This window comes from Pseudomonas sp. HP_14, assembly GCF_055283875.1.
Window position 1 is genome coordinate 80357 of sequence record NZ_JBTOQI010000004.1, and the last position, 22640, is coordinate 102996.

General features: G+C 57.1%; 20 protein-coding genes and 2 pseudogenes. 10 read left to right on the top strand and 12 right to left on the bottom strand.

The features are described 5' to 3' along the window. Window positions 1–13 precede the first annotated feature (13 nt). The gene (locus tag ACYASS_RS04585) at window positions 14–586 is read left to right on the top strand and encodes a sigma-70 family RNA polymerase sigma factor (protein WP_463585239.1); all 573 of its coding nucleotides are present in this window, start codon (window positions 14–16) and stop codon (window positions 584–586) included. Beyond that, window positions 583–1224 (top strand): DUF1109 domain-containing protein, encoded by a 642-nt coding sequence (locus ACYASS_RS04590; protein WP_463585240.1) that lies wholly within the window; start codon window positions 583–585, stop codon window positions 1222–1224. The genes ACYASS_RS04585 and ACYASS_RS04590 overlap by 4 nt, the downstream gene beginning before the upstream one ends. A gap of 26 nt (window positions 1225–1250) precedes the next feature. Here ACYASS_RS04590 and ACYASS_RS04595 read toward each other — a convergent pair whose 3' ends face one another. Then, window positions 1251–2573, bottom strand: a complete 1323-nt coding sequence (locus ACYASS_RS04595; protein WP_463585241.1) for a UDP-glucose dehydrogenase family protein — start codon at window positions 2571–2573, stop codon at window positions 1251–1253. 371 nt (window positions 2574–2944) lie between these two features. Between ACYASS_RS04595 and ACYASS_RS04600 the strand changes: the two are divergent. Next, window positions 2945–3931: pseudogene (locus tag ACYASS_RS04600) on the top strand (methyl-accepting chemotaxis protein); the annotation flags it as partial. A 198-nt stretch (window positions 3932–4129) separates the two neighbouring features. Then, window positions 4130–4834, top strand: a complete 705-nt coding sequence (locus ACYASS_RS04605) for a methyl-accepting chemotaxis protein (RefSeq protein ID WP_463585316.1) — start codon at window positions 4130–4132, stop codon at window positions 4832–4834. A gap of 3 nt (window positions 4835–4837) precedes the next feature. On the opposite strand, the gene ACYASS_RS04610 is transcribed toward ACYASS_RS04605, so the two are convergent. The 3 genes from ACYASS_RS04610 to ACYASS_RS04620 form a co-directional block, all read right to left on the bottom strand. Then, window positions 4838–5143: a DUF3649 domain-containing protein gene (locus tag ACYASS_RS04610; RefSeq protein ID WP_463585242.1), complete on the bottom strand. Its 306-nt coding sequence runs from the start codon at window positions 5141–5143 to the stop codon at window positions 4838–4840. Window positions 5144–5298: 155 nt separating this feature from the next. Further along, a complete protein-coding gene (locus tag ACYASS_RS04615; protein ID WP_463585243.1) occupies window positions 5299–6882 on the bottom strand; it encodes a PepSY-associated TM helix domain-containing protein in 1584 nt (527 codons plus the stop codon). Between the two features lie 154 nt (window positions 6883–7036). Next, the gene (locus ACYASS_RS04620) at window positions 7037–9487 is read right to left on the bottom strand and encodes a TonB-dependent siderophore receptor (RefSeq protein ID WP_463585244.1); all 2451 of its coding nucleotides are present in this window, start codon (window positions 9485–9487) and stop codon (window positions 7037–7039) included. 217 nt (window positions 9488–9704) lie between these two features. Between ACYASS_RS04620 and ACYASS_RS04625 the strand changes: the two genes are divergently transcribed. From ACYASS_RS04625 to ACYASS_RS04650, 6 genes and pseudogenes are all read left to right on the top strand, one after another. After that, the gene (locus ACYASS_RS04625; RefSeq protein ID WP_463585245.1) at window positions 9705–10226 is read left to right on the top strand and encodes a sigma-70 family RNA polymerase sigma factor; all 522 of its coding nucleotides are present in this window, start codon (window positions 9705–9707) and stop codon (window positions 10224–10226) included. Window positions 10227–10274: 48 nt separating this feature from the next. Next, entirely contained in the window at window positions 10275–11246 is a 972-nt protein-coding gene (locus ACYASS_RS04630; RefSeq protein WP_463585246.1) for a FecR family protein, read from the top strand. A 386-nt stretch (window positions 11247–11632) separates the two neighbouring features. Next, entirely contained in the window at window positions 11633–12526 is an 894-nt protein-coding gene (locus ACYASS_RS04635) for a helix-turn-helix domain-containing protein (protein WP_463585247.1), read from the top strand. 226 nt (window positions 12527–12752) lie between these two features. Then, the gene (locus ACYASS_RS04640) at window positions 12753–13037 is read left to right on the top strand and encodes a hypothetical protein (protein WP_463585248.1); all 285 of its coding nucleotides are present in this window, start codon (window positions 12753–12755) and stop codon (window positions 13035–13037) included. Between the two features lie 367 nt (window positions 13038–13404). After that, window positions 13405–13726: pseudogene (locus ACYASS_RS04645) on the top strand (transcriptional regulator). Further along, a complete protein-coding gene (locus ACYASS_RS04650) occupies window positions 13716–14000 on the top strand; it encodes a helix-turn-helix domain-containing protein (protein WP_162874173.1) in 285 nt (94 codons plus the stop codon). Before ACYASS_RS04645 ends, ACYASS_RS04650 begins: the two are co-directional and overlap by 11 nt. A 434-nt stretch (window positions 14001–14434) precedes the next feature. Here ACYASS_RS04650 and ACYASS_RS04655 read toward each other — a convergent pair whose 3' ends face one another. The 8 genes from ACYASS_RS04655 to exaC all read right to left on the bottom strand — a co-directional run bounded on the left by ACYASS_RS04655 (window position 14435) and on the right by exaC (window position 22614). Beyond that, window positions 14435–15160 (bottom strand): LexA family transcriptional regulator, encoded by a 726-nt coding sequence (locus ACYASS_RS04655; RefSeq protein WP_463585249.1) that lies wholly within the window; start codon window positions 15158–15160, stop codon window positions 14435–14437. A 374-nt stretch (window positions 15161–15534) separates the two neighbouring features. Continuing rightward, window positions 15535–16062 carry an inorganic diphosphatase gene (gene ppa / locus ACYASS_RS04660; RefSeq protein ID WP_003317259.1) on the bottom strand — a complete coding sequence of 176 codons (528 nt, stop codon included), beginning with the start codon at window positions 16060–16062 and terminating at the stop codon, window positions 15535–15537. 124 nt (window positions 16063–16186) lie between these two features. Further along, entirely contained in the window at window positions 16187–16999 is an 813-nt protein-coding gene (locus ACYASS_RS04665; protein WP_463585250.1) for a M90 family metallopeptidase, read from the bottom strand. Window positions 17000–17002: 3 nt separating this feature from the next. Then, window positions 17003–17650 carry a DedA family protein gene (locus ACYASS_RS04670; protein ID WP_463585251.1) on the bottom strand — a complete coding sequence of 216 codons (648 nt, stop codon included), beginning with the start codon at window positions 17648–17650 and terminating at the stop codon, window positions 17003–17005. Window positions 17651–17985: 335 nt separating this feature from the next. After that, window positions 17986–18444: a GNAT family N-acetyltransferase gene (locus ACYASS_RS04675; RefSeq protein ID WP_243247806.1), complete on the bottom strand. Its 459-nt coding sequence runs from the start codon at window positions 18442–18444 to the stop codon at window positions 17986–17988. Between the two features lie 88 nt (window positions 18445–18532). Beyond that, window positions 18533–19393 carry an ethanolamine ammonia-lyase subunit EutC gene (gene eutC / locus ACYASS_RS04680; protein ID WP_463585252.1) on the bottom strand — a complete coding sequence of 287 codons (861 nt, stop codon included), beginning with the start codon at window positions 19391–19393 and terminating at the stop codon, window positions 18533–18535. After that, the gene (locus ACYASS_RS04685; protein ID WP_463585253.1) at window positions 19390–20784 is read right to left on the bottom strand and encodes an ethanolamine ammonia-lyase subunit EutB; all 1395 of its coding nucleotides are present in this window, start codon (window positions 20782–20784) and stop codon (window positions 19390–19392) included. The genes eutC and ACYASS_RS04685 overlap by 4 nt, the downstream gene beginning before the upstream one ends. A gap of 309 nt (window positions 20785–21093) precedes the next feature. Beyond that, window positions 21094–22614 carry an acetaldehyde dehydrogenase ExaC gene (exaC, locus tag ACYASS_RS04690; RefSeq protein ID WP_463585254.1) on the bottom strand — a complete coding sequence of 507 codons (1521 nt, stop codon included), beginning with the start codon at window positions 22612–22614 and terminating at the stop codon, window positions 21094–21096. Window positions 22615–22640 lie beyond the last annotated feature (26 nt).

Consider the following 22640-nt stretch of genomic DNA (forward strand, 5'->3'; position numbering starts at 1 on the left):
ACCAAGGTGTGGAATGGATCGAAATACACACAGCGAGTTATTGAGCCGTAGAGAGAGGGATTTACAGGCGCTGTTTCTTCGCGGGCTGGAGGGTGACGAGTCGGCTTATCGTAATTTCCTCGCTGAGCTCAGCACGCATTTACGCGGTTTTTTGCGCGGGAAACTTAAAGGTCAACCTGAGGAAATCGAGGATCTTTTGCAGGAGGTTTTATTGGCGGTGCACAACAGCCGACAAACCTATCGCCTGGAGCAGCCGTTGACCGCGTGGGTTTTTGCGATTGCCCGTTATAAGCTCAGTGATCGGTTCCGCGCCCGATCACGCAGAGAGGTGTTTCACGAGTCACTGGAGGACGCGGGCGAGCTTCTGGCTGAGCCGCATCTTGAGCCTGCTCAGGCAAGTCGCGATCTTGAAAAGCTTTTGAAGGAGCTTCCGGATCGCCAGCGTTTGCCAATACAGCTTGTAAAGCTCGAAGGCCTTTCAGTGATCCAGACAGCTCAGATGACGGGTTTGTCAGAGTCAGCAGTAAAAATTGGTGTGCATCGAGGGCTAAAAAGGTTGGCTGCATTGATCAGAGGTAAGCGATGAAAACTGATGAGCTGATTTCCATGCTGGCCAGCGGGGTGCAGCCTATTGATCGCCGACTGCCTGCAAAGCGATTTGTGTCAGTGGTGCTGCTTGGCCTTTTTATGGCGCTGCTGTGTGTCGTGCTTTTCTTCGGTGTCAGGGCTGATATCGCTCAGGCCGTCTCAACCCTGACGTTCTGGGCGAAAGCATTTATGCCGCTGTGCGTAATACTGGGGGCTATGCTCATGCTCAACCGGCTGGCTCGGCCGGGTATGAGCAGTGGCGCTGGTGGTGCGTGGATTATTGTCATGCTGATTGTCGTGTGGACCGCAGCCTTTGGCGTGATGGCCAACGCGGAGCCTGGTAACCGCTCCATGCTTGTTTTCGGGACTAGCTGGCGCACCTGTGCGATTGGCATCGCCTCGCTTTCAATTCCCGGGTTCATCGTTGCATTTTGGGCATTGCGGAGTTTTGCCCCGACCCGCTTGAGGATGGCAGGTGCCTGTTGCGGTTTGCTGGCCGGCGCTTTGGGATGTCTGGCTTACTGCCTGCACTGTCCTGAAGTGGAAATACCCTTCTGGGCGGTTTGGTATGTCCTTGGAATGTCGCTGCCCACCGTTCTGGGCGCTCTTGTTGGCCCCTTTTTGTTGCGTTGGTAACTATGACTCCCGGTGACTAACCTATCTCACACCCGGCCAATGCTCGAATAGCTCAGCCCGGCGTCCGCCAAGGCCTTGGGCTCATACAGGTTGCGGCCATCAATCACGACAGCACATTTGAGTTGTTGCTTGAGCCAAGTGAAGTCGACGCTACGAAAAGCTTTCCACTCAGTGCAAATCACCAGTGCGTCAGCGCCCTTGACCGCCTGAATGCGATCTCCGACCAGGACCAGGTCGTCACGCTCGCCGTATATTCGCCGACATTCCTGCATTGCCTCCGGGTCGTAGGCCTGCACCCTGGCGCCAGCGTTCCAAAGCGATTCCATGAGATCCCGGCTGGGCGCTGCGCGCATGTCATCGGTATTTGGTTTGAACGCAAGCCCCCACACAGCGATGGTTTTGTCTGCCAGTTGTCCCTCCAAAGCCTGCTCAAGCTTTCGGAACAGGGCTGTTTTCTGCCGTTGATTGACCTCTTCGACAGCCCTGAGTAGTTGTGGGGTATAGCCGACATCCTGAGCGGTGCGGCTCAGCGCCTGAATATCTTTGGGGAAACAGGAGCCGCCGTAGCCGCAACCGGGATAGATAAAGTCATAACCGATGCGCGGGTCGCTGCCGATGCCGTGGCGAACCTGTTCGATATCCACGTCCAGGCGCTCAGCCAGATTGGCCATTTCATTCATGAAACTGATCTTCGTCGCCAGCATGGCGTTGGCGGCGTACTTGGTGAGTTCGGCGGCCCGCAGACTCATGAACATCAGCTTGTCGTGATTACGGTTATACGGTGCATAGCACTCGCGCATGACGCTCCTGACGCGTTCGGAGTCGGTGCCGATAATGATTCGGGCGCCTCGCGTGAAGTCGTCGATGGCAGCACCTTCCTTGAGAAATTCAGGGTTTGAGCAAACATCGAATGGCAGTTGCAGATCCCGCATTTCCAACGCGTTGCGGATGGAGGCGGCGACTTTTTCCCCGGTGCCAACTGGAACGGTCGATTTACCGACCACCATTTTGTAGCCCTGCATGTGCTGACCGATGCTTTGCGCGACGGCGAGTACATGTTGCAAGTCAGCGCTGCCATCCTCATCGGACGGTGTGCCGACTGCGATGAACAGCAGATCGGCAAAACTCACCGCCTGCGCCGCATCGGTTGAGAACAGCAGACGTTTTGCATGGACATTGCTGCGAATGAGCATGTCCAGACCCGGTTCATGGATGGGCGTTTCGCCTGCATCCAGTTGCTCTATACGGCGCGGATCAATATCCATGCACATGACGTCATGACCGACATCGGCAAGGCAGGCACTGGCCACCAGGCCGACATAGCCTGATCCGAAAACGCTGATCTTCATGAGTGATAACCCTGGGGACGTATTTTCGGAGATCGGGGCAGGCATCTGCAGCGATTCCGGCCACGCGATGCCATTTCACTGACGAACTGAGGATATTTACTGAGTGTTACAGCTAGTGCAGCGCCGAAATCGGGCCTGTTTGTTGGCAATTTAGAGGCAGGTGAGGGCTCTGGATCGGCGGTTTGAGTGGGGTGTGAAATCAGGACTGCGCCTCAAAAAAAATTAACAAACAGTCAAGTTATTGGGTTGGCGGGCCGATACGCCCTGTGCACAGGCTGCTCTCAATAAAAATAACCACAGCGTGCAATGGGGGAACACAGGCATATCACGGAGATTTTATGAATAGCAGCTTGGCCAATATCAGCGTCACCATGAAGTTAGCCCTGGGGTTCGGGGTTGTGCTTTTATTCACGGCGCTGCTGTCGCTCCTGGGATGGACCAGCCTGGATAAGCTGATCTTCCGGACCGAGAAAATTGGCGATATCAGTGAACTCACTGATCGCCTGACCGTATTACGTGTCGCGCGTTTGCAATACATGATCGCAAACGGTGATGACGCTGCCGCACAAAAAGTGCAGGCCTCCCTAGATGACTTCAAGAAGCAACAGCAGTTTCTGTTGGCGACCTTCACCCATCCCCTCAACGCCAAAGCACTCACGCAACTTACCGACATCATCAAAAACTACGAGATGTCGCTGAGCCAGATGCGCAGTGGCTATCAGACCAGCACCAAAGTCCGGGCCGACATGGGCGTACAGGCGACCCAAGGCGCCCAGTTGATTGCCACTATCAATGACGAAGTGCTTATACAGGACCCGACCAGCCCTGAGCGCTCAGACCAGTTGCAACTGCTGGCCGATGCCAAAATGGACTTTCAACTGGTCCGTTATGAGGTGCGCGGTTACACCGGCAACTCCAACGAAAAGACTGAGCAGGCGGCGTTCAGTCAGCTGGATACAGCCATTAAAAACGTGGATAAGCTCAAGGCCGCTTTCAACGCTACCCGCAGCAGCGAAGTCGCTCAACTGGAGGCCTCCCTGCGTAATTATCTGACCTTGGTTCAGGCTTATAAAACTGCGAACGACGCTATCGTGACGGCGCGCAAGGACATGACCGCCCAAGGTTACGAAATCGTCAATCTGGGTAATGAACTCGCCAAAATCCAGCTGCAACTTGCCGCCGAAGACACCACTACAGCCCGCAGCCTGCAGGTCGGTGGCACTGTTTTGGCCCTTCTGTTAGGTATTTTTGCCGCCTTTATCATCACCCGGCAGATCACCCGTCCGCTGCAGCAAACCCTCGACGTCGTCGACCGCATTGCCTCTGGCGATTTGACCCACACCATTACCGTTACCCGTCGCGATGAACTGGGCGTACTGCAACAAGGTATCCAGCGCATGGGCGCCACGTTGCGTGATCTGATCAGCGGGATTCGCGATGGTGTGACGCAGATCGCCAGCGCTGCCGAGGAGTTGTCTGCCGTCACCGAGCAAACCAGCGCCGGGGTTAATAATCAAAAAATCGAGACCGATCAGGTCGCGACGGCCATGCAGGAAATGTCCGCCACCGTGCACGAAGTCGCCCGCAATGCCGAGCAAGCCTCGATGGCTGCCGCCAATGCCGACACGCAAGCGAGGGAGGGTGACAAGGTAGTGGGCGAGGCGATTACGCAGATCGAAAAACTGGCGGGTGAAGTGCTGCGCTCAAGCGACGCCATGACGCTGCTGGAGCAGGAAAGTGACAAGATCGGCAAAGTCATGGACGTTATCAAGGCTGTGGCGGAACAGACCAACCTGCTGGCGCTGAACGCTGCCATCGAAGCGGCCCGGGCCGGTGAAGCAGGCCGTGGTTTCGCAGTCGTAGCAGACGAAGTCCGGGGTCTGGCCCAGCGTACTCAGCAATCCACCGAGGAGATCGAAAGCCTGATTGCCGGCCTGCAAAACGGTACCCGTCAGGTCTCGCAAATCATGCTGGGTAGCCGCTCCCTGACCGATAGCAGCGTTGCGCTGACTCGCAAGGCGGGCACTTCGCTGGAAAGCATTACCCAGACGGTGTCCGGTATCCAGGCGATGAACCAGCAAATTGCCGCTGCTGCTGAGCAACAAAGCTCGGTTGCCGATGAAATCAGCCGCAGCATCGTCAATGTGCGCGACGTGTGCGAGCAGACTGCGGAAGCCAGCGAAGAGACCGCTGCGTCGAGTGTAGAGCTTGCCCGATTGGGCGGGCAGTTGCAGACGATGGTCGGACACTTCAAGGTTTAACGCCTACGCGGTAATCGTCAGCCCGACGATTACCGCGCCCGTCAGCAACGCCGCCAACCCAAGGCCGAACCACACTCGCCAGACGCTGGCGGCGCTGAATACCCAAACGACGACAGCAGTGTAAAACACAAAACTCAACAGCGTCGTGATCTGCACAACGCTTGCGGGATCGCTGCCCGAGAGCCGCGGTAGCAACAGCGCAAGCATCGCCATTACCAATGCAGACAAAACATAACCGCCCACCGTGGCGGCCAGTACTCGGCTGAAAATCATCCATCGGTAGAGGTGTGTGTTGGTGGTTTTTTTCATTACACATCACCTGTAGATGCCACAAATAATTTGCGAATTGGAATGCGCATTTTATGTGGGAGCTGAGCTTGCTCGCGATAAGGCTGGACACGGTTCACTTTAGAGTCGCAGTGCCCTTATCGCGAGCAAGCTCAGCTCCCACAATAAACGGCGTTTCAAATCGAGCTGCGGGTTGTCTGGTTAGCCATTCGATGCTTCAACAAAGCAATCACCAGCATGACTCCAAACCCAAACGCTATGGCCTCGACGCTCCCGCGTTGCCAATCTCCGGTTCTGAGGTAGCCGCCAATATGCTGGCCGGTTGTATGAAAATTGAGCAGTGGCAGGCACAGGCACAGTACGGCGGCGGCAGCAAACTGCTCAGTCCAGGCTCGGGCTGTGGGCCTGATCAATGCGTGAATCAACGTGGCCAGCCAGATCAGCAGGAAACTGCGAATCTCCCAAGTAGCGCGGTCTGGCACGTCCACGGGTATGAATCGGTTTGCATAGAAATAACCGATACAGGCGATACCGATGCCCGCAATGCTCGCCACATTAAACGCCTCGATACAGCGATAGATTCTGGCCGTCGCGGCACCGAATTCCTTTTGGCTCTTGTTACGGCGCTTGATGGTAAACAGCAGCGTGCCGGTAGCCATCATCGCCATGCCCAGCAAACCGCTGACGAAATACAGCCACTTGATGCCCCATCCGCCGAATTCGGCGAAGTGCAGCGAGCGCAAGACTCCATAGATCCGGTCACCTGGCGACAGCGTTTCCGATATCGGCTTCTGGAATTGTAGCGTCTCGCCTGTCACGCCGTTGAACAGCACACTGGCTTGCGGGGTAAACAGCGTTTGCGAAGGATGGGCTATCTCGTGGCGGCCCATTACCCGGACGGTCGCGTTAGGCAGTTCCGGGTTCTGCACCAGCAACATGCGTGGGCGCTGACCGGTCAGCGCTTGCGCCTGTCGCAACAAAGAAGGCCAGTCATTCGGGGTTATCGAAGTGTTGCTGCCCGGACTGGCCAATGTCACTGGCCCCGACAATTGCGATTGAAACTGACTGTAGGCATTCGGGCTCGCGCCATAGGCCGCCTGCAGTGGCCAGGGCATGTAACTGGTATAGAAAATCGCCAGCCCGGTGTAGGCGATCATGAGCAGAAAGGGCAGGGTGATGATCGCGGTGGCGTTGTGCGCGTCTAGCCAGGAGCGCAAACCCTTTTGAGGCCGAAAGGTGAAGAAGTCCTGGAAGATTCTTCGGTGGATAACAAGGCCCGATACGAGGGCGACCAGCATGCCTACGGTCAGCCAGCCCACCAGCCAGAAACCCAGTACCGGTAAATGCAGCATGTAGTGGAACGACATGAAGTGCCGACCGCCCTCGGTTTTTCGCACTCCGCCGCCGGGCAGTACCTCCCCCGTCTCGGCCGACAGCGAAACCTGCTGGAGAGTGGAGCCTGCACGCCAGGCCAGTTGCAGGGCTTGCCCTGGGTACTGGGGGAACTCGACCCGCCAGAATCGGGCGCCTCTGGCGTGCTCAAGCAGGTAGCGTTCGGCGGAGCGTGCCATCGCTGCATCGTCGCTGGCGGCGGCACTTTGATCGACTGAAACCAATGGCTCAGCTTCCATCCAGCGCGTGATGGGTTCCCGGAAAACGCTCAACGTACCGGTCATAAAAATCGCGCACAGCAGCCAGCCACAGGCCAGCCCACACCAAGTGTGCAGCCATGACATGGATTGGCGGAATTTACCTTTCACGATCTGGTTCGCTGATTTGTAGCAATTCTGTAGAAGGGTGCTTGCTCGCGATAGCGTCCTGGCTGGCCGTGATTTGCCAACTGAAAGAACGCATCGCGAGCAAGCTCACTCCTACAGGGGAAGTGTTTGCCTGGCGTTAGCGTGTGGTCCCCGATCAGAAGTCGCCACGTAGCGTGAGCATGTAGCTGCGCGGATCACCAAACAGGTTCGAGCGGTCTGTGGCGACTGCGGTGGTGTAGTAGCGGCGGTCAAACAGGTTTTCGGCGTTCAGCGAAACCTTCCAGTGCTCGTCCAGCTTCCAGCTGGCGCGGGCATCCCAGATGGCATAGCCCTGGCTACCGTAATCCAGCCCGGTAGTTGAGGCCGCTTTGTAATAGGACTGAGCCGAAACACCCCCGCCAATGGTCAAGCGGTTCCAGGCTCCGGGCAGGTTGTAGCTGGTTTGCAGGCGCAACATGTGCTTGGGTGTTTCGTAGGCAACTTCAACAGCTTCACTGTCGTTGCGCAGCAGGTTGAAGGTATAACCGCCAAAGACCTGCCAGCCTGGGAGCACTTCACCGCTGGCTTCCAGGTCGATGCCTTTACTCCGTTTGGTGACGCCGTTTGCGTAGCAAACGCCGTCCAGGTCTGTGCTCGTGCAATTAAAGTTTGTGGTCGCCACGGCCACATTTTCCTGCTTGATGTAGAACAGGGCCATGGACAAATTCAGACGCTTATCGAAAAGCTCGCCTTTGATGCCGGTCTCATAGTTGTCGCCTGTCGAGGGTGACAATGGTGAGCCGCTGGCATCAATGTAGTTGCCTTGTGCGTTGAAGATCTCCGCATAGCTGGCGTACCACGACCAGTTGTCGTTGATGTCGTAGATCAGGCCCGTATAAGGAGTCACCTCACGGGTAACTTTGGATTCGTAAGAGAGGGCGGCACCTTTATCGACGTCGTAGGTGTAGTCATACCAACTGGCGCGACCGCCGAGTACCAGACTCAGTTGTTCCGTCAGGCGCAGCCGCGAGTTGGCATAAACACCCGAGCGCTCTTCGGTCATGTCGATATCGGTTGCCCATGCCGGCCTTGCTGGTTTGGCGAACGCGTGATGGTTCACATCGAAAATATTCAGTGCCGCTGTCCGGTTCACGGTTGCCTGTTTGGTATTGGCCTGCTGCCGGGACCACGTGGCGCCGACTGTCACTTCATGAGTCAGGCCAAAAGCGTCGAAGTTACCGTTTACATGGCTGTCCAGCCCGGTACTGGCGACTTCATCGCGGCGGAACAATACCCTGCGAAAAGTCGAACCCGCGTTGGTGACTGGACTGATCGTGCCTTGCGCATAAGCAATCTGCTGATCAAACCCACCCTCGGAATACGTCATCGAGGTGGTGCTACTCCAGCGATCATTGAAGCGGTGTTCAACTTCGGCAAACACCTCGCTCATGTCGCTCTCGTGCCGGTTCCAGTCCTGCACCAGCGATGTCGAGCGGGAGATATCCAGCGAGTTACCGTTGCTGTAACGCGGCAGGCCGTAAATCGAATAGCCGTTGATGACGTTTTCCTGATGACGCAGGCTCAGGGTCAGCGTGGTGTCATCATTCACGTCGGCTTCGACAATCCCGTACATCAACGGCGTGCGGGTGTTGCGCTCGTCGATGTAAGAACCGTTGTCTTCGTAAGCGGTGACCATGCGGCCGCGCACGCTGCCGGAGTCGTTGAGCTTGCCGCTGGCGTCCAGGTCCATCCGGTAGCGATCCCAGGAGCCTGCGCTGGCCTGCACCGTCAGCCTGTTCTCCGCTGTTGGGCGCTTGCGCACCAGATTGACTGCTCCGCCAGGCTCGCCTGCACCCACTAGCAGGCCGGAAGCGCCGCGCAATACTTCGACGCGATCGTATATGGCGGTATCAGGTTTCATCCAGCCGGTGATCTGGTAGCCCTGACCTGGCACGCCATCAATCAGAAAGCTTTCAGCCAGCAGCGAGAAGCCACGCGACGTGTAAACGTGCCCCCCGAAGTTACGGTACTGAAAGGTAATACCGGGTGTCTGTTCCAACACCTTATCGAGGCTGGTGAGTTTCTTGTCGTCCATTAACTGACGCGTCACGACGCTCACCGTCTGCGGTGTTTCGCGCAGGCTCAGGTTCAGCTTCGACGCGGTGCTGCTGCCACCGGTGGTGTAAGAACCCGTCCCGTCGGTGGTCGTCCCTGGCTGGCCCACGGCGTTGACATTGGTGGCGCTTAATACCATCGCAGAGTCACCGGAAACCGGCAGTTTCTCCAGCACCACTGTGCGATCGTCCAGCAAGCGCCAGGTGAAGCCGCTGCCCTTCAGCAGCCGGTCCATGGCCTGGCCCAATGTATATTTGCCTTGTAGCGCCGGTGTACGCAGCGCGCCCACATCGCTGGAGTTGAAGATAAGACGGACGTTGGCCTGATCAGCCAGTTGGGTGAGTGCCTGATCCAAGGATTGCTCGGGCAGCTTCAGATCAATACTGGTCGAGGTGTCAGCGGCCATCGCAGTGAGCGGCATCAAGGGCAGGCTGCCAGCCATGGTCAACATCAGCGTCAGGGTCAATGTGCGTGCATTGACCGGAGCAAATAACTTGGAAGGTGCCTGCATTTAAATCGTCCGTCTTGAATGTAGATGGTGACACGACATGAGAATTATTCGCGCCCACCCCAACGACGAATCATCTCCCCCAACCTTGCCGTCTATTGTTGAAATATTTTTCATCGGCGTGACGTGGCTAGATCAAAAACGCATTGGCGAGGAGATAGTGATGATAACTGTTCTCAGTTGAGATAGGATGCACGCCTCACCCGTCGGGGCAGTCCGAATGTCCGTTTCACCCAACTCAAATCACTTGCTGGCAGTCTTTCAGGAGCATTACGCCGACCTGTTGGCCTTTCTCGCACGTCGTTTGGGCAATGTGGAAAAGGCGGCAGATGTGGCTCAGGACACCTATCTACGCCTGGCCGGGTTGTCCGACACAGCTCAGATTATGGAGCCGCGAGCTTTTGTCTTTCGGGTGGCGGGCAACCTGGCAATCGACCGTCTGCGTCAGGAGCAACGGCGTTCGGCCTTGCAGGACGACGACGCGCTCGATGAGGATTTCTGCGACCCGATGGCATCGCCGGAGCGCTCGTTTCTGGCGGCTGAAGCGATCGAACAACTCGATAAGGCATTACATCTTTTGCCAAGCAATGCTCGGCTCGCGCTGCTGCTCAATCGCCTTGAAGGTTTGACTCACGCGCAAATCGCCACGCGGTTGGGGGTGTCGGAAAGCTCAGTGGGCAAATACATCGTGCAGGCCATGCGTCACTGTCGGGATTGGCTACGTCAGTCGGAGTGCATTTAGAATGAGCGCGATGCACTCTCTACTGGCGGCTTCTTCGAGCCCATCACCATGACCGAGCCTATGACCCACGCAATGCCCAACGTTGAGCTGGAAGATCAGGCCATTGAACAATGGGTGCGGCTGACCTCGGGCAGCGCCAGCGAAGCGGAGCACGCCGCGTTCGCCCGCTGGCGTCAGCAAAGCCCTGCGCATGAAGCTGCAGCCGGGCTTGCCGAACAGATGTGGCAGGCCATCCCGAATACCCGGACCGCTGAAGTCTTCGTCCCCCCGGCCACGCCCCAGCGCCGCCCTTTACGCTGGGTCGCACTGGCTGCCGGGTTGGGCGCGCTGGCGCTGACCAGTTTTACAGAGCCTGTGCAGGTCTATTTCGCCGACCACACCACGGCGGTCGGCGAGCGCAAAATGCTCACCCTCGAGGACGGTAGCCAGGTCTGGATGAACAGCGCCACAGCGTTGTCTGTGCATTACTCGGCCAACCGTCGCGATATCAGCCTGCTTAAAGGCGAGGCGTTGTTTCAAGTCAGCAAAGACGCCAACCGGCCCTTTGTCGTTCAGGCGTCTGGCGGTAGTGTGCAGGCTGTTGGCACGCGATTCGATGTAGACCGCCAGGGCCAGCGAGTTCGCGTCGGCGTCACCGAAGGTGAAGTCAAAGTCTCTTCAGGCGGCGAAGCCGTCCCGCTGAAAGTCGCCCAGCAACTCGAATTTGAAAACGGCTCAGCGCCTTCAACTACGAGCCCGCTGGACGTCACCACCGCCTCGGCCTGGCAACGCGGCAAACTCATTTTCAACCGCCGCCCCTTGGCCGAAGTCTTCGCCGACCTCGAGCGCTACATGCCTGGCTCGCTGGTCGTTGCTGGCAACCTGCCTGACACCGCCGTCAGCGGCGTATTCAACCTCGACGACGTACCCGGCATGCTCAATGTTCTGTCCCAAACCCAGCCAGTACGGATCTATCAACTGCCGTGGCTGACGGTAGTGATGAATGGCGAGGCAGTGAAACAGGGTAAGGCAGGGATTTAGTCAGTAAAGCCACTTCGGTGTTACTTACACCATGCTGTCGCGCTGAAACAGGGTCCTTTGTGGGAGCAGGGCTTGCCCGCGACGCAGACACCCCATTGTTTCAGGCGGACCCTGTCATCGTTCATCGCGAGCAAGCTCTGCTCCCACAGGGGAATCGCATTCCATTCAGTGATTGGTCGGCTGCTTGGCAGGCCAGCACGGCCTTTCGCTTCTCTTCGTAAGAATCTTCCGTCAGCCATTTACGTAATCCACTACAACCCTCATAGCCCCTAACTACGAACGCATTTGCTGACTCCAGATAGTTTTCTCCTCCGATAGATGCTGACGTACCGGTCACCTGCTGGCTCAGCATCTGCTTCTTGAAGCACTAACGGCTGGAGAGAGTCATGCAATACATACAAAAATTACGCGCCGCGCTGGGCATGCCGATGGCGGATTTTGCCAAGGCATTGCGTGTGTCCGAGCAACTCATCGGGCAGTGGGACAGCGGCGAAGCAGAGCCTGGTATTCCGGTCTTGAGGGACATCGCCACGCTTCTGGGCAGCAATGTCGATGACATCATGGATTTCGCCACTAATGGCCGAAGAATGACCTCCAACCATTGGGTTCCAGGTGAAGATGCCATCTTCGACGGCTTCTGGGGGCACTTAGGCTTAATGCTTCCTGGCGAGACGAATTGCCGGTGGTACCCCATCACGTTCGCGCAATATTCTCAGGCCTCTGATGTACTGAGCGTCGAGCATGCAGAGCCGCAATGGCTGGTGGTCAGCACCCTGAACAACCGAAAGCTTCTGATCAACCCGGCTCTGATCCATCGCATCCGTCTGCTCGACGAAGCAGCAGATCACCCGCATGACGATGCCTGGCAACTGGGCTGGGACAGTGAAGAAGGCATGACGCCGGAACTCTACCGGGCACTGGACGAATACTTCACAGACGAACTTGCGTTCGATACCAACAACTCAGCTGTTGCCCAGCAGGGTGTCCATATGCTGGTAGGCAAATACAACCTGGACAGCGCGGCCGTCATGGACTTGATCAGCCATACCCACGTCCATCTCGCAGGTGGCTCAACCACGAGCGTGCGTGCCGCCAACGCCGACATCTACAACCTGACGCTGGATGCGTACGCAGGCATGCCGCTGGGCATAAGCTTGAGCACCAGGGATTCGGAAGAAGAAAACCACTTCCCTCCGCTGCAAGTAGCTTTGGTGGATATCCCGCTGCTTCAGTATCAGGAAGCAGAGATTGAGGCTTCGGCGGAGATGGAGGGCGTCTGATAGCGCTGACATAGGACCGGATAAAGCGGGTCTTACGGTTCGCGCAGATCCTGTGGGAGCGAGGCGCGATGAACGATAACGCGGAATATCCGTCTGTTTGCGTCTCGGAAGACTGCCCATCAACTCAGTTCACCCTAAACCGGACAAAAGCACGCTATAGCGTGTGGTCACAAAGGCAGAATCATCGAAAAATTGGCTCGTAATTACTCGAGGACTTGAGCCATCTATGAACTGCAATGAATCCGCTACACCTCCTGAAAACCTCACCAAACTCCAAGTCGTCAGCGCGATGTGCGCCTATCTAATGACAAGCTGGGAAGGCCTCCCCGATGAAAACAAAGGCGCCCTGGTTTTTGATTTTGTCGTCGGCAGCGAAGGAGAGGAAGCCGCGATGAATCAATTGGCCCGGCTGTTCATGGAGTATGCGGATTTGTCGTTTCGGCGGGCGTTGGTTGCCAGGCGCAGAAGGCTTGGTCTGGATGCTTACTCAGACTCCGCATTTGCTGGTTGATTGGTTGTTATCCAGGCCGTTTGAAAAGTCTCAATCTACACATAGCCAAACGCTTACACGCGATAGAGAAAAACTGCCATTTGCAGACCTGCCCGACAGGCATAGTCTTGGATCCAACCACTGACGAGCAGGAAGCCCGTCAGGATCAAGGATGATCGACCATGAAAGGATACTGCCGACAGGGAGTTGGAATGGTACTGGACAAAAAACCCGCTTCGGCGGGTTTTTTATTGGTTGGTGGAAAGTGGACCGAAGGATTGGTATTGCTTGGTGCTGTGTCACAGCTGAAGCTATTCCGGTCTCTGGGCCGGCATTGTGGCGAGAATAACATTTGTTCATCGGTACGGCATTGCCGTATATTTCCGCAATGTATACGATCATCAAAACCGAAATTTTCAAACGCTACGCCGAGTCCATATGGCTTGATGGAGAGCGCCAGGAGTTCATCGCTTGGCTAGCGGCTAACCCGTTGGCGGGAGATGTCATTCCCGGCAGTGGTGGGTGGGCTAAGGAAGGTACGTTGGTCTCGTAGCGGAATGGGCAAACGCGGCGGTACAAGGGTCATTTACTACAATGCGCTCTCTGAGGGTTACATCTGGTTGCTGATCGCCTACACCAAGGCGAAGTTCGACAACCTTCCCACCGCCTTCCTGAAACAAATGAAAGAGGAAATCAGTGATGGACAATGAAATGGAGCAATTTCAGAAGGACATGCTGACTTCGGTACGTCAGATGAAAGCTGGTAAGGCTGCTCGTGTGACTGAAGTAAAGCTGTCCGCTGCGGCTGAGGCCAGGGCCAAGGTCGGTGTTTCTCAGAATGCGTTTGCCCAGCTTTTGGGGGTTAGCTTGCGCACTCTGCAAGACTGGGAGCAGGGGCGTCGCCAACCCACTGGTGCGGCGCAGACGTTACTTCGGGTTGCGAGTCAGCATCCTGAGGCGCTAAGGGATTTGCAGGCTGTTTAATTGACCAGCTTGAGATAGGCGAGATTATTTTCGATGGCCCACTAAAAAGCCGGCTTGTGGCCGGCTTCTCAAGGACGAGCTTGGTTTGTTTTTGGCAAACCGTGCTCGCCTTTAACAGGTGCGCTCAGCGAGTGGCGCTAATTTGGATGGTGACGCTGACCAGGTATGAGTCTGGGCGTAACCGTCGGCGTCGAGGCGTTGTGTGCTTCGGGCCGGGATGGCGCAGAGGATACTGATGTTCGCGGCGCTTGCCCAGTCTTGAAACACTTTGTTGGAAGATCTGTCGTTAAGGCCGCTGGAGAAATGAAAGTCCCTCTGACGCGCCACGATTCTCTGTAGGAGCTGCAGAAGGCTGCGAAAGGGTTTTCATGGCCGACCGATTCGCAGCCTTCGGCAGCTCCTACAGACAGGTGTCCACCCTGCGATGGGTCAGCTCACCGAAACGGTATCGCATGCCTTCTTGTATTCAGCGTCGACCACCAGAACACCCATCCCAACACTCGGATGCCTTGTTGCTCGATCTGTTCTGCCGTGAACAGTTCGTCGGGGTATTCGGCGCTGTTGTGGCTGCGCAGGCGCAGGCCGTTGCCGGGGAGGCGGTAGAGGTACTTCACGCGCAGCATGCCGCCGTGTTCCAGGGCGTACATTTCGCCATCGATGACGCGGGTCAGGCCGCGGTCGATGCCGAGCAGAGAGCCGTCCTGGATCTTGTCCGCCATGCTGTTGCCGACCATGGCGATGCAAATGGCGCTCTCGATGTTGATGTTCATGCTCTGCAGCACATGCAGCGGCAGGCGGATTTTCTTGCCGGGTGCTTCGGTGATGAGGGTGTCGCCAGTGTCCGATTCGGTTTCCTTATAAACCGGTACTTCCACATCGCTGCGTAGCGAGCTGCGGCTAGAGTGAGGGCGCGCGTCGGAGTCGCCGCCGTTGTTTTCATTGGCAGAGTCGCAGGGGTGCTTGGGACCGTCGCCCGTGCGCAGCCAACGCGCGTTGACGGTTAATAGTTCAGCCACCTCATCGAGCCGGGCCATGGGAATGCCACGCTTGAACCAGTTATTCACATGCTGAGGCGTGACCTTCCGGTTGGCGGCGAAGTCCGTGGCTGAGAGGTGGCACTCCCGCAGGAGGGCGCGTAGTCGATCACCTGATGTATTCATGGCAATGAGTTTACGGCGCTCGTTAGCGGGTTTAAATAAACGAGGTGTTCAAATGAGCGCTGCGTCTGATTGTCGTATGAGCCCCGGGATTACAGGGTTTTGCGGGCGGTGTAGGTTAATTCTGTCATCAGTTGGCGACAGGTAAACACTGCAGGTTTTGCTCGTTACCGAATGGCAGGGGGAAGGTGTTTGTTTATCGGGTTTAACGGCGGGAGTTGTTTGTTTGGCGCGTGTTTAACGAAAACCCGATTGTTTGCGCAGAAAAGTTAATCGGCGTGATTGTCAGGTGAGGAGATTCAAAAAAGAGGGGGCATTGCGAGGAGAGTTAACGGAGCATCTGCTGACAGATGCTCCGTTGACGATGCAGCGATCGATCAGCCTTTGTAGGCGGCAACCGATTTGGTGATCTCTGCACGGGCGGCGTCTGCGTTGCCCCAACCTTCGATTTTCACCCATTTGCCTTTTTCGAGATCTTTGTAGTTCTCGAAGAAGTGCTTGATCTGCTCCAGCAGCAGCGGAGGCAGGTCAGTGTATTCCTTCACATCGACGTACAGCTGGGACAGCTTGTCGTGTGGGACTGCGATGACTTTGGCATCGCCGCCGCCGTCGTCGGTCATGTGCAGGATGCCAACTGGACGGGCGCGGATAACCGAGCCTGGAGTAACCGGGTAAGGGGTTACAACCAGCACGTCGAGGGGGTCACCGTCGTCAGCCAGGGTGTTAGGGATGAAACCGTAGTTGGCCGGGTAGAACATCGGCGTCGCCATGAAGCGGTCAACGAACAGGCAATCGGAATCTTTGTCGATTTCGTATTTGATCGGCGCGTGGTTGGCCGGAATTTCGATCGCGACGTAGATGTCGTTCGGCAGGTCTTTACCGGCCGGAATCTTGCTGTAGCTCATTGGGCATTGCCCCCCTTGATTGACCAGACGGCTTTGGCTGGTTAAGCCAAAAAGTGGGCCGGATTATAGGCATATTCTGTTGGTGTTGCCACGCGTGGCCATCGGCCTGGCGAGCCTGCAGGCGTTAGTCCTGATTCTGGTAGGAAGGTTCATCACGCTGCAGGGTTTGCAGGCGGCTGAGCGGGTCCTGACGATAGAAGGCTTTAAGCTGCTGATACACCGCCGGGTAGGTCTCGGCCAATAGATCCGGTGCGCAGAAGAAGTACTCGCTGGTCACGGCAAAAAACTCGGCGGGATCTTCGGCAGCGTACGGATCGATGACGGTTTCAACGTCTGGATGCGCATCGAGCTGGTGGTTCATGTCGTCATAGGCATGCTGCATGACGCTGGCCCACTGGCTGACCTGCATGTCGCCATGCAGCGGCGGCAGCCCGTTGGCATCGCCGTTTAGCATGTCGAGCTTGTGCGCCAGTTCGTGGATCACCAGGTTGTATGGCTCCCAGTTGCCGCTGGACAGCACGCCGGGCAGCGCGAGGATGACCGGGCCTTGCTGCCAGGCTTCGCCACTGTGCTCGCCGTCCCATTCGTGTTCGATACCACTGGGATCGCGGTGGCGCTGCGGGCTGACGAAGTCGTCGGGATAAATCACCAGTTCGTGAAAACCCTGATACCAGTTCAGGTCGCCGAGGTTGAGCAATGGTAGTTGGGCTTGAGCGGCGAGATGCAGGCGTTGCTCGTCACTGAGCTCAACGCCCGGCAGGCAGGTGATGTGTTTGTCCTGCAGAAACAGCACGCTGTTTTCCAATAGCAAAGCGCTTTGCTCGGCGCTCAGGCCATCAAGGATCGGCAAACCCATTCGCACGCGCTGCCAGAGCTCCGGGCCGACCGGGCTTCTGGCCAGCCTGCGTTGTCGACGCCATTGGTTGAAAGACCACATGCCTTAGCGGGCGTCCGCCGTGCGACTCAACCGGCTGCGTACGAGGCTGATGATCATCGGCAGCAGCGAGATCAGGATGATTGCCAGCACCAGTACCGAGAGATTTTTCTTGATGAACGGCACGTTGCCAAAGAAGTACCCGAGGGTGACCAGGCTGCCGACCCACAGCACCGAGCCCAGCACACTGAAACCGAGGAAACGCGGGTAATGCATTTTGCCAACGCCAGCGACGAAGGGCGCGAAGGTGCGAATGATCGGCAGGAAGCGGGCGAGGGTGACGGTTTTGCCGCCATGGCGGTCGTAGAACTCGTGGGTGCGAACCAGATAGTCGCGGCGGAAAATCTTCGAGTTGGGGTTCTGGAAGAGTTTCTCGCCTGCGGTGCGGCCAATGATGTAGTTGGTGCTGTCACCAATGATCGCTGCTGACATCAGCAAGCCAGCCAGCAGGACTGGATCCATACCGCCACCGGCCGCTACTGCGCCAGCAATGAACAGCAATGAATCGCCTGGCAGGAAGGGCATCACCACCAGGCCGGTTTCGCAAAAAATCACCAGAAACAGGATCGCGTAGACCCAAGTGCCGTAGTTGGTCACAAGCAGGTCGAGGTAGACATCCAAGTGCAGAATCAGGTCGAGCGGGTTGAAATCCATGTATGGCACCAATAGCGGAGACCCAAACCGGGTCACGTGCGGAAGTAACTACTGAGGGGTTGCGGCGGGATTATAGAAGCAGAATGGGTGGGGAGGGGGAAACATAGAACCTGTTTGCCGTAGGACCGGCTTTAGCCGGGAGAGGGCCGTCACATTGCGGCATATCTTTCGTCCGGGACGACGCCCTCCTGGCTAAAGCCGGTCCTACGAGGTCGCGCGGTCGCTGTGGGAGCGAGGCTTGCCCGCGATGAAAGATTACGCGGTCTGTCTGACGTAACTCAGCGCCTGAATCGCGAGCAAGCTCTGCTCCCACGAGGGAGGTTCCTGTAACCGTTTTAATCCTCGCTGATCGGCAAGACGTAGTTCTTGAACTGCGTGTCTTCGCGAAACCCGATGGACTCGTAGACTTTTTGTGCCACTTCGTTGTTGCTGCTGGTAGACACGCGCATGCGAACGGCCTGGGTGTCTTTGGCCATTTTCTTTGCGGTACGCATAAGGTGGTCGGCCACCAGTTGGCGACGAGCGTCTTCGGCCACATAGATATCGTTGAGGATCCACACGCGTTTCAGCGAAAGCGACGAGTAGCTTGGATAGAGCTGACAAAAGCCCAGCAGCTTTTTGTCATCATCGGCAGCCAGCGCCAGGTAGATCACTGATTCATCCCGACTCAGGCGTTTTTCGAGGAAGGCGCGGGAAGAGTCGGGGAACGGCAGTTCGCCATAGAATTCCCGGTATTTGACGAATAGCGGGGCTAGCAGGTCCAGGTGTTCCAGTGTGGCTTTAATGATCCGCATGGTTGGGCCTCAACTTCTCGATGACGAATGTTCAATCAGGCTGCTTGCCCGATGCTGGCGAATGAGTTTAGAAAGCACAATCTAATGCTCAGTCCGATGGGCCCGCGAGTAGAAAGTTACCTTTCGTGTTGAGCGGCTCGTCAGATTCCAGGCTATTGAGCTGTGCATCGTCCTTGAGATTAACCCCGGAAACCCCCCGTTTGCAGGCTTCCCGCATCAAGTAAAGCAGACGGTGCGCGGCAAGCCCGTAACTCAGCCCTTCAAGTCTCACATTCGAGATGCAGTTGCGGTGCGCATCATTCAGGCCAACCTTGGGCGCGTAGGTGAAATACAGGCCAAGGCTGTCGGGCGAACTCAGGCCGGGGCGTTCGCCAATCAGGATGACTGACATTTTTGCGCCGAGCAGTTCGCCGATCTCGTCGGCAATGGCCACACGACCTTGTTCAACCAGAATAACCGGAGAGAGTGTCCATCCTTCGGCGCTGGCCAGCTCCTCCATGCGCGCCAGAAATGGCACGGTGTGACGATGCACCGCCAGTGAAGACAGACCGTCGGCAACCACCACGGCTATATCAGTTCCACCAGGATGAGCCGATGCATAGTCACGCAGAGTTTGTGCGGAGGCTTCGTCCAGGCGTCGGCCCTTATCCGGGCGTTGCAGATAGCTGTCCCGGTCCGCTGCGGCGCTGTGCAGATGCAGGGTTTCGCGGTTTTTGGCCGCCAGTTGTTCACTGAGCGCCGCGTGATCAAACGGCAAGTGCACGGCATCCCGGGCCTGGGCATGGGCAAACTGGAAATCCAGCTGCGCACGGGTCGGCAGGCTGGTGCCGGTACGACCCAAGGCAATGCGCGCGGGTGTCAGGGTGCGCAGCTCCAACCAAGGGTTTGGGCTGTTGTCGAGGGCGTTATCGGAAACGTCGTTCAATTCGCTCATGGATTCGTCACTCATCCCAGATGCGCCAATGCGTGGCGGAAGGCGGGAGGCAGGCTTTCACCAAAGCGCACATGGCCGTCGGCCTGAGTGAAGATGCCCATTTTTTCCAGCCATGCTTCGTATTCCGGCGCAGCCCGCAGGCCCAGAGTCTGTCGGGCGTAAAGTGCGTCATGGAACGAGGTGGTCTGGTAGTTGAGCATGATGTCGTCCGAACCCGGAATGCCCATGATGAAGTTGATGCCCGCGACCCCCAGCAGCGTCAGCAGGGTGTCCATGTCGTCCTGATCGGCTTCGGCGTGGTTGGTGTAGCAGATGTCACAACCCATGGGCACGCCCAGCAGCTTGCCGCAGAAATGATCTTCGAGCCCGGCGCGGATGATCTGCTTGCCGTTGTAGAGGTATTCCGGGCCGATGAAGCCCACTACGGTATTGACGAGAAACGGGTTGAAGTGGCGGGCCACTGCATAGGCGCGGGTTTCACAGGTTTGCTGATCGATGCCGTGATGCGCGTTGGCTGACAGGGCGCTGCCTTGCCCTGTCTCGAAATACATCAGGTTCTGGCCCAGCGTGCCTCGGTTGAGGCTCAAGCCAGCTTCATAGCCTTCCTGCAACAGATTCAGGTTGATGCCGAAGCTGGAGTTGGCCGCTTCGGTGCCGGTAATCGACTGGAAGACCAGGTCCACCGGCACGCCACGGTTGATGACCTCAATCGAGGTGGTGACGTGGGTCAGCACGCAAGCCTGAGTCGGGATTTCGTAGCGCTGGATGATTGCGTCGAGCATTTCCAGCAGCGCGACGATAGACGAGGTGCTGTCGGTGGCCGGGTTGATGCCGATCATGGCGTCGCCGTTGCCGTACAGCAGGCCGTCGAGAATGCTTGCAGCGATGCCGGAGGGTTCGTCCGTCGGGTGGTTGGGCTGCAAGCGTGTCGATAAACGACCGCGTAGGCCAAGTGTGCCGCGAAATTTGGTGACCACACGAATCTTCTGCGCCACCAGTACCAGGTCCTGAACGCGCATGATCTTCGACACGGCGGCTGCCATTTCCGGTGTCAGGCCGGGGGCGAGTGCGCGCAGGCTGGTTTCGTCTGCTTTGTCGCTGAGCAGCCAGTCGCGAAAGCCGCCCACGGTCAAATGGCTTACAGGGGCAAAAGCCTGCTTGTCGTGGGTATCGATGATCAGCCGGGTGACTTCGTCCTGCTCGTAAGGAATCAGCGCTTCTTCGAGGAAGTGCTTGAGGGGAATGTCTGCCAGCGCCATTTGCGCTGCAACCCGCTCGCCGTCATTGAGCGCCGCTACGCCCGCCAGAAAATCCCCCGAACGCGCCGGACTGGCCTTGGCCATCACGTCCTTGAGGCTATCGAAGCGATACGTCTGTGCGCCGACGGAGTGGGAAAAGCTTGCCATACAGAATCTCCATGACGCCCCGGTTCAAATACGGGGCGAATGCAGCAAAGTAAGCAATTAATACTCCATCACAGCGCAAGCCGCCAATTATCGGGGGAGGGTTGTCGTGAATGCAGTGGAATGCGGCGGTTTGTGAACCAATTTGGTGCCCCATCCTCCTGTAGGAGTGAGCTTGCTCGCGATAGGTCGCAAAGCTCACGACTGACCTGACGCAATCGCGAGCAAGCTCACTCCTACAGGTCGCTGCTTTGTGCGATAGAGGTCTGTCCAGGCATGAATGGCCTGCGAAGAGGCCATTCATTTTCCGCCTTAGAAAAAGCCCAGCGGGTTGGTGTCGTAGCTCACCAGCAGGTTTTTGGTCTGTTGGTAATGCTCAAGCGCGACTTTGTGGGTTTCGCGGCCAACGCCGGATTTCTTATAGCCACCGAATGCAGCGTGCGCCGGGTATAGGTGATAGCAGTTGGTCCACACTCGACCAGCCTTGATCGCTCGCCCCACCCGGTACGCACGGTTGATATCCCGCGTCCAAAGGCCAGCGCCCAGACCGAACTCGGTGTCGTTGGCGATAGCAACTGCCTCGGCTTCATCCTTGAAAGTGGTCACGCTGACCACTGGGCCGAAGATTTCCTCCTGGAAGACGCGCATTTTGTTATTGCCTTTGAGCAGCGTCGGCTGGATGTAGTAACCGGTTGCCAGATCGCCTTCCAGTTTTTCCACCTTGCCACCGGTCAACAGCTCGGCACCTTCACCTTGAGCGATTTCCAGGTACGAAAGAATCTTGTCGAACTGCTGCTGCGACGCCTGTGCGCCAACCATGGTGTCGGTGTCCAGCGGGTCGCCGCGTTTGATCTTCAGGACCTTCTTCATGACCGCTTCCATGAATTGCGGATAGATCGACTCTTGAACCAGTGCGCGGGAAGGGCAGGTGCAGACTTCGCCCTGATTGAAGAACGCCAACACCACGCCTTCTGCGGCTTTTTCGATGAACTCGGGTTCAGCACTCATGATGTCTTCGAAGAAGATATTGGGCGACTTGCCGCCCAGCTCGACGGTAGAAGGAATGATGTTATCGGCCGCCAGTTTCATGATGTGCGAGCCCACCGGGGTCGAGCCGGTGAAGGCGATTTTGGCGATACGCTTGCTGCTGGCCAACGCTTCGCCGGCTTCACGCCCGTAACCCTGCACGATGTTGAGCACTCCGGGCGGCAGCAGATCGCCGATCAGTTCAACCAGCACGCTGATGCCCAGCGGAGTCTGTTCGGCAGGCTTGAGCACAACGCAGTTACCGGCTGCCAGGGCCGGGGCGAGTTTCCAGGCCGCCATCAGGATCGGGAAATTCCACGGGATGATCTGCCCGACCACGCCCAGCGGTTCATGAATGTGATAAGCCACGGTATTGCCGTCAATCTCGGCTGCGGTGCCTTCCTGCGCACGTAATACGCCTGCGAAATAACGGAAGTGATCGACTGCCAGCGGGATGTCGGCGTTCAGTGTTTCGCGGACGGCCTTGCCGTTGTCCCAGGTTTCAGTGATCGCCAGAATTTCGAGGTTCTGCTCGATTCGGTCGGCGATTTTCAGCAGGGTCAGCGAGCGTGCCTGCACTGAGGTCGAACCCCAGGCATCGGCGGCGGCATGAGCGGCGTCCAGTGCCTTGTCGATGTCTTCGACAGTGGAGCGCGGGAAATCAGCAATGGGCTTGCCGGTAATGGGGGAGGTATTGGTGAAATATTGACCTTTGACCGGCGCAACGAACTCGCCGCCAATATAGTTACCGTAGCGTTCCTTGAAGTTGACCAGAGCGCCTTCAGTACCGGGATGTGCGTAACGCATGGTGGTTTCTCCTGATTTTTTGTTGT